12 protein-coding genes are annotated in these 13,444 nt (G+C 70.1%); 1 reads left to right on the forward strand and 11 read right to left on the reverse strand.

The genetic code is table 11. From position 1 onward, the window contains the following. Positions 1-28 precede the first annotated feature (28 nt). Positions 29-934: a carbohydrate ABC transporter permease gene (locus ASD93_RS12400; protein ID WP_056122973.1), complete on the reverse strand. Its 906-nt coding sequence runs from the start codon at positions 932-934 to the stop codon at positions 29-31. Positions 935-1,027: 93 nt separating this feature from the next. On the opposite strand from ASD93_RS12400, the gene ASD93_RS12405 reads away from it, so the two are divergent. Continuing rightward, entirely contained in the window at positions 1,028-2,056 is a 1,029-nt protein-coding gene (locus ASD93_RS12405; RefSeq protein WP_056122976.1) for a LacI family DNA-binding transcriptional regulator, read from the forward strand. A gap of 237 nt (positions 2,057-2,293) precedes the next feature. On the opposite strand, the gene ASD93_RS12410 is transcribed toward ASD93_RS12405, so the two are convergent. The 10 genes from ASD93_RS12410 to ASD93_RS12455 are packed head-to-tail and all read right to left on the reverse strand — an operon-like array spanning position 2,294 to position 13,400. Beyond that, positions 2,294-3,811, reverse strand: a complete 1,518-nt coding sequence (locus tag ASD93_RS12410) for an aldehyde dehydrogenase (NADP(+)) (protein ID WP_056122978.1) — start codon at positions 3,809-3,811, stop codon at positions 2,294-2,296. Next, positions 3,808-4,989, reverse strand: coding sequence for a fumarylacetoacetate hydrolase family protein (locus ASD93_RS12415; protein ID WP_056122981.1), 1,182 nt, complete (start codon positions 4,987-4,989; stop codon positions 3,808-3,810). Before ASD93_RS12415 ends, ASD93_RS12410 begins: the two co-directional genes overlap by 4 nt. Before the next feature lie 25 nt (positions 4,990-5,014). Next, positions 5,015-5,788, reverse strand: coding sequence for an enoyl-CoA hydratase/isomerase family protein (locus ASD93_RS12420; RefSeq protein WP_056122984.1), 774 nt, complete (start codon positions 5,786-5,788; stop codon positions 5,015-5,017). Next, positions 5,785-6,999 carry a CaiB/BaiF CoA transferase family protein gene (locus ASD93_RS12425; RefSeq protein ID WP_056122987.1) on the reverse strand — a complete coding sequence of 405 codons (1,215 nt, stop codon included), beginning with the start codon at positions 6,997-6,999 and terminating at the stop codon, positions 5,785-5,787. The genes ASD93_RS12420 and ASD93_RS12425 overlap by 4 nt, the downstream gene beginning before the upstream one ends. After that, positions 6,996-8,069, reverse strand: a complete 1,074-nt coding sequence (locus ASD93_RS12430) for a Gfo/Idh/MocA family protein (protein WP_162253395.1) — start codon at positions 8,067-8,069, stop codon at positions 6,996-6,998. Before ASD93_RS12430 ends, ASD93_RS12425 begins: the two co-directional genes overlap by 4 nt. After that, positions 8,066-9,028 (reverse strand): MBL fold metallo-hydrolase, encoded by a 963-nt coding sequence (locus tag ASD93_RS12435; protein ID WP_056122991.1) that lies wholly within the window; start codon positions 9,026-9,028, stop codon positions 8,066-8,068. Before ASD93_RS12435 ends, ASD93_RS12430 begins: the two co-directional genes overlap by 4 nt. Then, the gene (locus ASD93_RS12440) at positions 9,028-10,179 is read right to left on the reverse strand and encodes a mandelate racemase/muconate lactonizing enzyme family protein (protein ID WP_056122994.1); all 1,152 of its coding nucleotides are present in this window, start codon (positions 10,177-10,179) and stop codon (positions 9,028-9,030) included. Before ASD93_RS12440 ends, ASD93_RS12435 begins: the two co-directional genes overlap by 1 nt. Beyond that, a complete protein-coding gene (locus ASD93_RS12445) occupies positions 10,176-11,081 on the reverse strand; it encodes a carbohydrate ABC transporter permease (protein ID WP_056122997.1) in 906 nt (301 codons plus the stop codon). Before ASD93_RS12445 ends, ASD93_RS12440 begins: the two co-directional genes overlap by 4 nt. After that, a complete protein-coding gene (locus tag ASD93_RS12450) occupies positions 11,074-12,024 on the reverse strand; it encodes a carbohydrate ABC transporter permease (RefSeq protein WP_235566952.1) in 951 nt (316 codons plus the stop codon). The genes ASD93_RS12445 and ASD93_RS12450 overlap by 8 nt, the downstream gene beginning before the upstream one ends. Next, complete coding sequence (locus ASD93_RS12455; protein WP_056123000.1) at positions 12,024-13,400, reverse strand: ABC transporter substrate-binding protein; 1,377 nt, start codon at positions 13,398-13,400, stop codon at positions 12,024-12,026. The genes ASD93_RS12450 and ASD93_RS12455 overlap by 1 nt, the downstream gene beginning before the upstream one ends. Between the last annotated feature and the right edge of the window lie 44 nt (positions 13,401-13,444).

A 13,444-nucleotide genomic window follows, 5' to 3' on the forward strand; every position in this document is an offset into this window, starting at 1 on the left:
TCGCGCCGGAGGAGAGCCGGAGCGGCCATCAGCGCACCTCCGCTCTCGAGCCGCGGAGTTGGACGACGTAGGCGATGACCGCCGTGATGAGGCCCATGATGATCGCGACGGTGGCCGCGTAGTTGAACTGCTGCCCCGCGAAGGAGAGGTTGTACGCGTACATGTTCGGCGTGTAGTAGGTCGTGATCACGTTCGGGGCGAGCGGTCGCAGGATGTTGGGCTCGTTGAAGAGCTGGAAGCTTCCGATGATCGAGAAGATCGTCGCGATGACGATCGCGCCGCGAAGGGCCGGGATCTTGATCGAGAAGACCGTCCGCCACGGTCCCGCGCCGTCGAGCGCGGCGGCCTCGTAGAGATCACCGGGGATCGTCTTGAGCGCCGAGTAGAAGATCAGCATGTTGTAGCCGACGAACTCCCACGTCACGATGTTGCCGATGGCGATCAGCATCCATTCGCGGGCGAACGGGGTGAGGAACTCGAAGCCGAGCCAGCCGTTGATGTCGGCCGTGAGCCCGAACTGATCGCCGTAGATGAACCCCCACATGAGCACCGCGACCACCGCCGGCACCGCGTAGGGAAGGAACAGCGTGATGCGGAAGAAGGAGGACCCGCGCAGCCGCGCGCTGTCGATGGCGAGCGCGGCGCCGAGCGCGAGGGTGAGCATGATCGGCACCTGCACGATCAGGAACACGAACACGCGCCCGAACGCCTCCCAGAACTGCGGGTCGGTCAACGCCCGCCCGTAATTCTCGAGACCGACGAACACCGAGCCGCCGACCATCTGGTCGCGGAAGAGGCTCAGGTAGAGCGCGTAGGCCAGAGGAGCGAGGAACACGACGGCGAAGACGACCATGAACGGTCCGACGAAGCCCCAGCCGCGCCAATCGCGGCGATCGCGCCGGGTCGGCGCGGCAGGGACGGAAGTGGTCGACATTGACGGACTCTCTTGGATCGAATGTGAAACTGTTTACGCAAACACTAACTCGGGTCGGCGTAGAATGTCAACGCAAACATTGGAGATGGATCCATGCCTGACGAGTTGATGACGACGACGCCGCGACGCGATCCGTCCATGGCCGACGTCGCCCTCGCGGCAGGGGTGTCCGCGCAGACCGTGTCACGCGTCGCGACAGGCAAGGGCGTGGTCAAGGAGTCCACCCGGCAGCGTGTGGTCGATGCGATGCAGGAACTCGGCTACCGCCCCAACGGCGCTGCGCGGGCCTTGAAGTTCGGGCGTTACCGCAGCATCGGCGTCATCATGTTCTCGCTCTCGTCGTACGGCAATATGCGCACGCTCGACGCCATCGCCAGCGAAGCCTCGCACGCCGGGTACTCCCTCAACCTCATCCCCCTTCGCACGGCGACCCGGTCCAGCGTCTCCGGGGCGTTCGCGCATCTGAATGAGGAAGCCGTCGACGGCATCATCATCGTCATCGAGGCGCATCGCCTCACCGACTCCGACATCGACCTGCCGCCGGGGCTTCCCATTGTGGTGATCGACTCCGACGACCGCTACCACTACCCGGTCGTCGACACGGATCAGGCCCAGGGGGCGCGCCTGGCCACCGAGCACCTCCTGCAGCTCGGACACCAGACCGTCTGGCACATCGCCGGGCCCGAGGAGTCGTACTCCGCCCACCGACGCCGCCTCTCGTGGGAGGAGACGCTCCGCGACCACGGCGCAGAAGTGCCGATCGTGCTCAGTGGCGACTGGAGCGCCCGATCCGGTCACCGGGCCGGCATGCGGCTCGCGGCGATGCCCGACGTGACGGCGATCTTCGCGGCGAACGACCAGATGGCTCTCGGCGCCCTCAACGCGCTGCACTCGATGGGCCGGCGCGTGCCGGAGGACGTGAGCGTCGTCGGGTTCGACGACACCGCGGAGTCGGCCGAGTACTGGCCTCCGCTCACGACGATCCGTCAGCACTTCGACGAGGTCGGCGCCCTCGCGCTGAAGTCGCTGGTGGCGACGATCGAGCGCCGGCAGCCGCTGCAGACCGACCTGGTGTCGACCGAACTCATCGTCCGGGCGAGCACCGCCGCGCCAAGCCGCTGACCCTCCGGGGGTTCCGTGACCCTCCGGGGCTTCCGTGACCCTCCGGGGGTTCCGTTTGTGCGGGCGAATACGCGCGTCGCGGTCTCGTCAGGCGCGTATTCGCCCGCACAAACGGATGGATGGCTGAGGCCGGCGGGCTGTCGCGCCCCCGCACACCCACCCAACCGTCGAGTCGCCAAGACACGCCGACCCCGCGCGTGCGAGCCGGCGTGTCTTGGCGACTCGGGCTCGCGTACGTCAGGGGGCGGCGAGGACGAGGATGCCGTCGACCCGGCGCGGGATGCCGCGATACGCGTCGCGCAGCTCCTCGGGCAGCACGTGCGACGGCGCGTCCTGGAAGGCCACCGGCCGCAGGAACCGGCGGATCGCGGTCACTCCCACGGAGGTGTGCAGCGTGTTCGTGGCCGGCCAGGGTCCGCCGTGGTGCTGCGCCCAGGCCACCCGCACGCCGGTCGGGTAGCCGTTGTAGACGACGCGTCCCACGCGCGGCAGCAGTTCCCGGGTGAGCTCCTGAGTGAGCGACTCCTCGGACGCCTCGGAGTGGATCGTCGCCGTGAGCGAGTCGGGCACCGCCGCGAGCGCCCGGACGATGTCGGCCGTGTCGCGGTAGCGGGCCACCACGATCAGCGGCCCGAACGCCTCCTCGGCCACCTCGGCGGTGACGTCGCCGGCATCGAGCTCGAGCACCGTGGGCATCGCGCGGAATCCGGGGTCCGCGGCATCCGACCCCCCACCGGCGATGCGGGCGCGGCCGGCATCCACCAGCCTGGCGCGGATCTCGCCGAACGACTCGGCGATGCGCTGGTTGAGCAGCACACCGGCCGGGGCGGCTTCGGCGCGCGTGACCAGCTCGGCGACGAGCGCGTCACCGTCCTCGCCCGCGGGGACGAAGGCGAAACCCGGCTTCGTGCAGAACTGGCCGGAGCCCAGGGTGAACGAGCCGAACAGTCCCTCGGCGATCGCGTCGCCGCGCGCCGCGACGGCGGCCGGGGTCACGACGAGCGGATTGAGACTGCTGAGCTCGCCGTAGAACGGGATCGGCTCGTCGCGCTCCTCGATGATGCGCAGGAGGGCACGGCCGCCGCCGAGCGAGCCCGTGAATCCGACGGCGCGCAGCTCGGGTGCCGCGACGAGGGCACGACCGGCGCCGGTGCCGAACACGATGCCGAGCGTGCCGTCGGGCGCGCCGTGCCTGCGGGCGGCCCCGGCGAGCGCGGCGAACGTCGCAGCCGACGTCTCGGGGTGCGAGCCGTGCGCCTTGACGACTACCGGATTGCCCGCGGCGAGCGCCGAGGCGACGTCTCCGCCGGCGACCGAGAACGCGAACGGGAAGTTGCTCGAGCCGAACACCCCGACGGGGCCGATCGGCACGAGGATGCGGCGGATGTCGGGGCCCGGCCCGATCGGCGTCTCGCCGGCGTGGTCGATGGCCGCCTCGAGATAGCCGCCCTCGCGCACGGCCTCGGCGAAGAGCCGCAGCTGGAAAGCACTGCGGCCGACCTCGCCGGTGAGCCGCACAGCGCCGAGCCCGGTCTCGCGGTCGGCGAGCGCGACCAGCGCCTCTCGCTCGGCCTCGAGCGCGCCGGCCAGCGCGTCGAGCAGGTCCGCGCGCCACGCGCGGTCCGTCGCGGCGAAGGCGGGGAACGCGGATGCCGCGGCCCGGACGATCTCGGCGACGGCGGCGTCGTCGGTCGCGGCGATGCCGGTGTCGCGGGATTCCCCCGTGCGCGGGTCGGTGGTGGTCAGAACGGTCATGACAGCGATCCTCGTCGAGAGAGATTCTCCAGGAGCGCGCCGATGCCGAAGGTCCAGGGCTCGACCCGGTCGGTGGCGCGCACGCGGTTGGTCAGGGCGCCGAGCCGGGGTTCGGCGATGCGGACGACGTCGTCGTCGTGGTGCGTGAAGCCACGACCCGGCGCGCCGCGATCCTCCACCGGCGCGAACAGCGTGCCGAGGTAGAGCACGAAGCCGTCCGGATACTGATGGTGGTCCCCGACGACTTGCGCGACCAGGTCGAGCGGGTCGCGGGAGATGGCCGAGAGCGGGCTCGCTGCGGCGAGCGCGAAGCCGTCGGCGCCGTCGACCGTGAGCGTGACGACCGCGGTTCGCACGTCGTCGATGCCGTACGTCGCGTCGAACAGGCGCACGAACGGGCCCACGGCTGCCGAGGCGTTGTTGTCCTTGGCCTTGCCCAGCAGCAGCGCCGAGCGACCCTCCACATCGCGGAGGTTGACGTCGTTGCCGAGGGTCGCGCCGACGACCTCGCCGCGCGAGGACACCACGAGCACGAGCTCCGGCTCGGGGTTGTTCCACTCCGATCCCGGGTGGACTCCGACGTCGACGCCGGTGCCGACCGTCGCGAGCACGGGAGCCTTGGTGAACACCTCGGCGTCGGGCCCGATGCCCACCTCGAGGTACTGGCTCCACAGCCCCCGCTCGATGAGAGCCGCCTTGAGCCGCATCGCCTCGGGCGACCCGGGCACGAGGGTGTCGAGCTCGCCGCCGAGGACCGCCGTGATCTGGCTGCGGATGTCGAGCGCGGCATCCTTCTCCCCGCGGGCGCGCTCCTCGATGATCCGCTCGAGCATCGACACCGGGAACGTCACGCCCGCGGCCTTGACGACGTGCAGATCGATCGGCGACAGCAGCCACGGACGGGCTGGGTCGCGGACGTCGGGGTCGCTGTTGGCGAGCAGCTCCTCGATCGAGCCGAGCACCGGGCCGGTCGCGGCCGCGACGGCACCGGCGGGGTCGGCGTGCTCGGTGAGCGCACGCATGGTCGGGAAGCGGGCGCTCAGATCGACGACGCCGTCGGCGCGGACGGCGACGACGCTCGGGCCTGCGACGGCCGGATCCCAGACGCGGCCGACGAGCGTGCCGGCGGTGCCGTCGTCGGGAAGGACGGCGCGGACGTCGGTGAGGGTGGCGGTCATGCGGTCCTTCGTTCGGCGGTGTCGGTCAGCGGCGGCGGAAGACGCCGGCGCGCTTCTCGGCGAACGCCGCGCGGCCCTCGTCGGCATCTTCCGTCGCGAAGGTCACCGTCTGCAAGTCGCGCTCGTAGCGGATCGCGGCATCCTGGGGCATGTTCGCCGCCGCCTGCAGGTTGGCCTTGGCGGTCTCGGCGGCGATCGGCGGGCGCGACGCGATGATCTCGGCGAGCTCGCGCGCCCGCGGCAGCAGCTGCTCCGGCGGCACGACCTCGCTCACCAGCCCCCACCGCAGCGCGGTGTCGGCGTCCACGGGCTGCCCGGTCATGATCATGACGGCGGTGTTGCTCGGACCGATCGATGCGCGCAGGAACGCCGTCATCCCGCCTCCGCCGATCCATCCCAGCGTGATCTCCGGGGCGGCGAAGCTGGCCGTCGCCGAGGCGATGCGGATGTCGCAGCTCAGCGCCGTCTCGAGCCCGCCGCCGAACGCATAGCCGTTCACGGCGGCGATGACGGGCTTGCGGCACGCGCGGATGGCGTCGCAGTAGTCGGTGCGATTGCGGAAGTCCCACGGCGTCGCGTACTTCTCGAGCGTTCGGATGTCGCTTCCCGCGCTGAACGCCCGCGCGCCGGCGCCGGTCAGCACGACCACGCGCACGACCGGATCGTCGTTCAGGGTCTCGATCACCTCGACGAGGAGGTCGGACATCTCCTGCGTCACGGCGTTGAGCTTCGCCGGCCGATCGATGGTCACGACGGCCACGGCCCCGTCGACCTCGCAGCCGATCCCCCCGTCGGTCATCGCACCGTCTCCTCGAGGGCGGCCGCCGCGCCCGTGGACACCATCGCGTCGACGGCGGCCTCGTCGTAGCCCACCTCGGCGAGCACCTCGCGCGTGTGCTCCCCGACGCGGGGTGCCCCGCGCTCCACGCGCGCCGGCGTGCGGCTGAAGCGGTACGGGAAGCCCGGCGTCTTCACGCGCCCCTCGGTGGGATGGTCGTACTCGATGAACGTGCCGTTGTGCACGATCTGCGGGTCGCGCACGAGCTCCTCGTAGCCGTAGACGGGCCCGACCCACATGCCGGCGCCGCCAAGGACCTCCAGCCAGTGCTCCGTCGTGTGCTCGAGGAGCCGCGCCTGCAGCAGGGATGCGAGCTCGTCGCGGCGCGTCCAGCCCTCGACCTCGCCCGTCCACCCTTCGAACGCGGGCTCGCCGATCAGCAGGCCGAGCTGCGCGGGATCGGCGAAGGCGAGCGCGAGGAACCCGTCCGACGTGCGGAAGACGCCGTACGGCGCGCGGATGTACACGTGCGCGTGCGGCTCGTCGCTGCGCTGCTGCGCCTTGCGCCCGACCGTGAAGACCGACAGTTCCTGCATCTGCAGTGTCGTGACGGCGTCGAGCATGTTGACGGTGACGAGCTGCCCTTCGCCCGTGCGCTCACGGTGGAGCAGGGCGGCCAGGACACCCTCGAAGGCCGTCGACGCGGTGACCGCGTCGGCCAGGTACTGGCCCGCCGGAGCAGGCGCATCGCCCGCGCGACCCGCCGAGAGCATCGCGCCCGACATCGCCTGCACGAGCAGGTCCTGTCCGGGCCGGTCCCGGTACGGGCCATCCTCGCCGTAGCCCGAGATCGACACGTAGACGATCGACGGGTTCACCGCGCGCAGTGACTCGTAGTCGACGCCCAGTCGCGCGGCCACGCCGGGTCGGTAGTTCTGCAGGAACACATCCGCCGTGCGCACGAGGTCCAGCAGCGCCGCCCGGCCATCGGCGCTCTTGAGGTCGAGGGCCACGGAGCGCTTGTTGCGGTTCAGCGACAGGAACGAGACGTTGATCTCGTTGCCCGTCGCGCCGCCCGCTGCGGCGAAGCGCTGCCATTCACCCGCGGTGGGCTCGACCTTGATCACGTCGGCGCCCAGATCGCCGAGGCGCTGGGTGGCGAAGGGCCCTGCCATCGCGATCGAGCAATCGATCACGCGATAGCCGGACAGGACCGCGGGGGTGTCGCTCACGGGGTTCCTTCCGAGAGGGAGCGGATGTCGATGGTGGCGCCGTTCGCGGCGCTCGATCGCAGCAGCCCGTCGATGAGTTCGACGGAGCGGGCGGCGACGCGGGCGTCGGAGTTGTTCTCGGTGCTCGTGCCCGCGACGAGGTCGATGAAGCGGTTCGGGGGCACGATGCACTCGTAGGCACCCGAGCCCGCCGGGATCTCGAGCTCCTCGCGTGCGCCGTCGTAGCGGTGCACCCACATGCGCTCGCGCTCGGTGTCGAGCATCAGCACGCCCTCGGAGCCGAACAGGCGGATGTCGACCTGATACGGCTCGTCGTCGGGCAGCGTCGCCGCGCCGGAGAGGGCGGCGATGGCGCCGCCCTCGAAGGTGATGACGCCCGCGTCGAACAGATCCACGGCCGCGCCCGCGCGCGAGATGCGGCCGGCGACGGTCGCGGCGCGCAGGCCCGTCAGCCAGAACAGCAGCGCGCTCGAATGGGTGATCTGACCGTGGGCGTAGCCGCCGCCTCGCGCGGGCGACTGCCAGGTCGAGGCATCCGGTCCGCCCGTCTCGGAGTCCCACAGCTGCAGGATGTCGGAGGGATCGCCGGCGAACAGGCCGCGCGTCGGCGACGCCATGTGGCACAGCACGTGCTGGACGTCCCCGATCCGGCCGTCGGCGAGGATGCCGCGCGCGGCCACCGTGAAGGGCTTGTAGTTCCAGCCGTAGGGCACGACGAAGTGCACGCCGGCCCGCTCCACGCGGTCGACGAGGTCCCACGCCGCGTGGGCATCGAGTGTGGTCGGCTTCTCGACGAGCACGTGGAGGCCGCGGTCGATCGCGGCGACCGCGTTGGCGTAGTGCAGGTCGTGCGGGGTGGTGATGACGACGGCGTCGAGGTCCTGCCCGAGCAGCTCGTCGTAATCCTCGGTCGCCATGCCGAAGCCGAACTGATCGCGCACGGTCCCGAGCTCGGGCCCCTTTCCGCAGACCCCGACGAGCTCGACGTCGTCGCGGCCCGCGAAGATCGGGAAGTGGTTGCTCGTCGCCCACCATCCCGCGCCCACGGCGCCCAGTCTGACCCGGCTCATGCCGTGGACGTCCATCGACGCCGGCCCGCGGCATCCGTCGCACTGCGCACGACTCCCTGCTGCTCGAGCCGCTCCAGGTTGCCCGTGACGGGGAAGACCGCGTAGTCCAGCGCGTCCGGGCCCCACGGGCCCAGGGCGGAGCCGGCCGCGCGCACCAGTTCGAGCGTCGTGCGGGGTGCGGTCGCCTCGGCGAGGACGTCGGTGATGACCTCATCGATGCGACGCGTGTAGGCCTCGCTCTCGTCGAGGAAGGCGGCCGCGGCCGCGCCCTCGTAGACCGGGTAGTGCGCGGTGAGCACCAGCTCGGGCGACAGCGAGCGGAACAGCGCGATGGAGTCGACGTACGGTCCGACGTCGCGATAGGTCGGCGGGAAGGCGGCGCGTCCGTCGGCGAACGGCACGGTGGTGCCCAGCGTCGCGTCACCGATGGCGAGCGCGCGGTTCGACGGATCGTGCACGGCGACGTGGCCCGGTGAGTGGCCGGGCACGTGCAGGACCCGTACCGACCGCCCGCCGAGGTCGAACTCCTCGCCGCCGGCGAGGACGCGGTCCACCGGCACGAGGTCTGTCACCGAGCGCAGGTACGCCGTCGTCTCGGGCGGATCGTCGAAGCCGTCGGTGTCGCGGAACTCGCCGTAGCGCTCGTCGATGAGGCGCTGCACGTCCTCGGTGAGGCCCTGATCGAGGCGGTGCGCGAGGATCTGCACGCCCGGCAGCGCGCTCTTGAGTGCGCCGTTGCCGCCGGTGTGGTCGAAGTCGCAGTGCGTGTTGACGGCCCAGCGCACGATCGCAGGGTCGATCCCGGCGCGGGAGAGATACGGCAGGAACGTCTCCGTGATCGACTCGCGGATGCCGGTGTCGACCAGCAGCGCGGAGTGGTCGCCGACGAAGAGGTGCAGCGCCACGAAGCGCTCCCCCAGCGGTGCGACGATCCGGTGGAGGCCGGGGCGGATCTCCATCAGCGCTCCACACCGTCCAGCACGACGCGCAGGCCGGCGCGCTGCGGCCGGTGGTGCGGGCCGGCGGGATTGCGCCATCCGTCGCCCGTCGAGGCGCGCTCGATCGCGGACTCGTCGATGCGGATGCCTCCGCCGGGCTCGTCCCCGAGGACGATGCCGCCGTCGGCGAACTCGTGGTCCACGACCACGCCGGGCGCGAACTCGAGCGCCTGCACCTCGGTGGTGAGGTGATTGGGCACGGCGGTCATGACCGCGGCGACGGCCGGGTTGGCGTTGTACCCGACCGGGCTGATCGGCAGGTCGCGGGCGGCGGCGACGTGCGCGAGGCGCAGCACGTGCGTCACGCCCCAGATCGCACCCGCCTGCACGATGTCGGGCGCCCCCGCGTCGAACAGGGGCCGGAACTGCTCCACGCCGGTGAGGTTCTCGCCGGTGGCGATCGCCGAGCGGACGCCGGCGCTCAGACGCGCATGCCCCACGGCATCCCACCGTCGCAGCGGCTCCTCGACCCACAGCAGGTCGACGTGCTCTTCGAGGGCGGAGACGTACCGCACGGCCTGCTTCACCTGCCACGACTCGTTCGCGTCGAGCATGAGTCCGGGTCGCGTGGTGTTGCGGGCGAGCACCTCCTCGATCACCCGCAGGCGGCGGAGATCGGCATCCGGATCGAGTCCGCCCTTGAGCTTCGCCGCGACGTAGCCGCGGTCGGCGAACTCGCCGTAGAAGCCCGCGATCTCGTCGTCGCTCAGCGCGATGTCCAGGCCCGACGCGTAGCCGGGGACGAAGCGGTCGCGCCCGCCCAGCAGGCGCCACAGGGGTTCGCCCGCGAGCTTCGCCTTGAGGTCCCAGAGCGCGGCGTCGATGGTCGCGAGGCCCCCGTAGGTCGCGCCCGAGTGACTCGACTTGAACACCGCCGCGAGCATGCGGTCGAACAGCGCCGAGACGGCGCGCGGATCCTCGCCGAGGACAGCGGTGAAGAGCCGGTCGAGGTCGGCGTGCGAGCCGATTCCGACGCCCTCGATGCCCTCGTCGGTCTCGATGATGAGGATGGGCACGTCGGTGACGGCATCCTCGATGTGCCCGTTGACGTCGCCGACCGCGCGGCGCCAGTGGTGCCGCGACGAGAGGGTGCGATAGCCGGTGATCTTCATTCCTTCGTGCCTCCGGCGGTCATGCCCTCCACCAGGAAGCGCTGGGCGAACAGGAAGATCAGCAGGATCGGCGCGACCGAGAGCAGCGTCGCCAGCGCCAGGGTCGGCAGCTGGATCACGATGCTCGAGGCGGTCGTCGGGTTGAATGCGGGCACATTCGAGAGCAGGTTCGCCAGACCCACCTGCACGGGGATCTTGGTCCCGCCGACGACGAGGAACGGGAGGAAGTAGTTGTTCCAGTTCCCGACGAAGCTGAAGAACCCGACGAGCGCGATGACGGGAGTCGCCAGCGGCATCGCCACGCTCGTAAACACCCGCACCTCGCCGGCCCCGTCGATGCGCGCCGCGTTGAGCAGGTCCTTCGAGACGGCCGTCGAGAAGTAGATGTACGTGAGGTACACGCCGAAGGGGAAGAAGGAGAAGGGCAGGATGACCGCGAGCGGGTTCCCGATGAGGCGCAGGGCGCTCAGCTCGAGGAAGATCGGCAGGACGAGCGCCGTGTTCGGGATCAGCATCACGACGAGGGTCGTGATGAGCAGCACCCGGCGACCGCGGAACTGGATCAGCGCCAGCGCATAGCCTGCGGGGATGCTGATGATCAGCGTGAGCGCCAGGGCCGCGAACGAGTAGAACGTCGAGTTGCCGAGCCACGTCGTGAAGATGCCGTCGCCGAAGGCGAACAGCTCGTTCCAGTTGGCGCCGAGCTGGTCGAGGGAGCCGAACGAGAACGGTCCGTCGAGGAGGAGCTGGGTGTTCGACTTCGTCGGGGCGAGCACCAGCCAGACGATCGGCAGGATGAAGAACGCCGCGAAGAACAGCAGCAGGATCGTGACGAGCGCGCGGCTGAGCCACTGACCCGGCGACGCCGAGCGCGCGCGGCGGGGGCGCATCGTGTCAGTCATTCTCGAACAGCCTTCCGCGGAAGATGAAGATCGTGGACAGGCCGAGCGCGACGACCAGGAGCATCAGCGAGATCGCCGCCGAGCCGGAGAAGTCGTTCTGCCGGAACGCGTAGAGGTACGCCAGCTGGTTCAGCGAGTAGTCCTCGGGGACGACGTTCTTCGTCGCCTGCGCGAGGACCTTCGGCTCGACGAACAGCTGCGTGCCGGCGGCCAGCGACATGATCGCCATGTAGCTGATCCACTTCGCGAGCATGGGCAGCTGGATGTACCACGCGGTCTTGATGCCGTTCGCACCGTCGATGCGGGCGGCTTCCATGACCTCGGTGGGGACGTTGTTGAGCGCGCCGAACATGATGACGATCCATCCGCCGGCGCCCGCCCAGAAGGCGATGACCGTGAAGACGATCGGCAGGTTGTCGACGGCGACGACGTTGACGAGCTTCTCGAAGCCCATCGCGTGCAGGAGTCCGGAGACGGGGCTCACGGTCGGGTCGAGCACGAACAGCCACAGCAGGACGCTGGATGCTCCGGCGATGGCGCCGGGGATGTAGTAGAGGAAGCGCGCGCTGCCGCTGATCCACCGGACCTTGACGGCATGCACCACCAGGGCCAGCAGCACCACGAAGATGAGGAGGCTGATGAGCCAGAAGAACACGTACAGCGCCACGTGCCACACCGCGGGGGCGAAGCGGTAGTCGCCGATGACCTTCGCGAAGTTGTCGAAGCCGGCGAACTGGCCGTTCTTGGTGAACGCCAGGAACACCGCGTAGAGCGTCGGGATGATGCCGAAGGCGAGCAGGAAGAGCGTGTACGCCCCGACGAAGATGTAGCCGAATCGCGCCTGGTGGCGGCCGGCCGCTCTGCGGGGGGCCGCCCCGGCGCGCCGGCGCCGACCACTGGGGTCGGCGCCGGCGGCCGTGACGATGGTGACCGTGTCGGACACTATTCGACCGTGTACCCGTTCACGGTCGCTTCGTTCTCGAGCTCGGTCTGCCACGCGGGCAGCAGCGAGACGACGCTCTCGCCGGACGCGATGCCCGGGATGACGACCTTCGCCCACGCGGTCTCCGGGCTCCAGCTGGTGACATTCCAGCCGTCCCACACCGAGGCAGCGGCATCCGTCATGACCTGCTCGAAGTCCTCGTTCACGAAGTAGCCGGTGTCGGCGAGCTTCGCGAGCCAGCCCTCGGCGGCGGACGCGTAGGCGGGGTAGCCGCTGGAGAGCTCGACCTGGAACTCGTCGGAGCTGGTGACGAACTCGAGGAACGTCTTGACGGCCTCGAGGTTCTCGGAATGGCTCGACGCGTACCAGACACCGCCGCCGACGTTGCCCGCTGCGGGCTCGCCGCCGTCCCACGCGAGGGGGGCGCTCACGCCGATCTCACCGGCGGGAACGGCCAGGCCGCCCTGGAAGATGGCACCGGTGTACCACACCGGGCCGGGAACGCCGACGAGCTTGTCGGCGTACTTCTCGGCGAACTCCGCGCTGAAGAAGCTGTCCTGCACCAGCGTGCCGTTGGCGAGCATCCCGTCGATGATCTCGGAGATCTTCTGCGAGTTCTCGGCCTCGGTGTCGGAGTGGAACACTCCGGCGGACGGCGACTGGAAGACCGGCGACTCGGAGCCGCCGTAGTAGACGTACGTCATGAACGAGTCGCCCATGCTGCCGAGGATGTAGCCGGGGTGCTCGGCCGCGAGCGAGTCGCCGAGCTCGGCGTACTCCTCCCACGTGGTGGGCACGTCGTAGCCGAACTCCTCGAGGAGCGTCTCGTTGTAGTAGAAGACCGTCTGCGCCAGGTCATTGCGCAGACCGTACTGGACGTCGTCGATCGTGGTGATGTCGTTCGCGCCGGGCACGAATCCATCGAGGAAGTCCTGGTCGAGCAGTCCCTTGTTCAGCGGGGCGGCGAAGCCCTGCGTGCCACCGGCTGCCGGCTTGGACGCCCAGATGGCATCGTTCTGCTGGGTGGAGAACACCACGTCCGGCCAGCCGTCGCCCGCCTGGTCCATGAGGGTGATCTTGCTCTGGAACGAGCCGCTGCCGCCGGCATTGCCGTCGTACGTCTCGAACTCGATCTCGACGTCGGGGTGGGCCTCCTTGAAGGCGGTGACCGCGGGCTCACGAGCGGCGTCGACCCACACCGTGATGGGGCTGTCGGGCACCTGCTCGGCGGTCTCGAACCCGTACTCGCTGGTGTTCTCTTCGCCTCCGCCGGAGTCTGCGGGGGAGCAGGCGCTGAGGGCCAGGAGGCCGGCGGCGGCGATCGCCGCGACCGAGAGTGCCCTGGTGGGACGGAAAGCGGACGATTGCTGTGCCATGTCGCATCCTTACTGATCGGCATCTTCGACGACAGTCATGTCGG

The organism is Microbacterium sp. Root180, from assembly GCF_001428485.1.
Classification (GTDB): Bacteria; Actinomycetota; Actinomycetes; order Actinomycetales; family Microbacteriaceae; genus Microbacterium.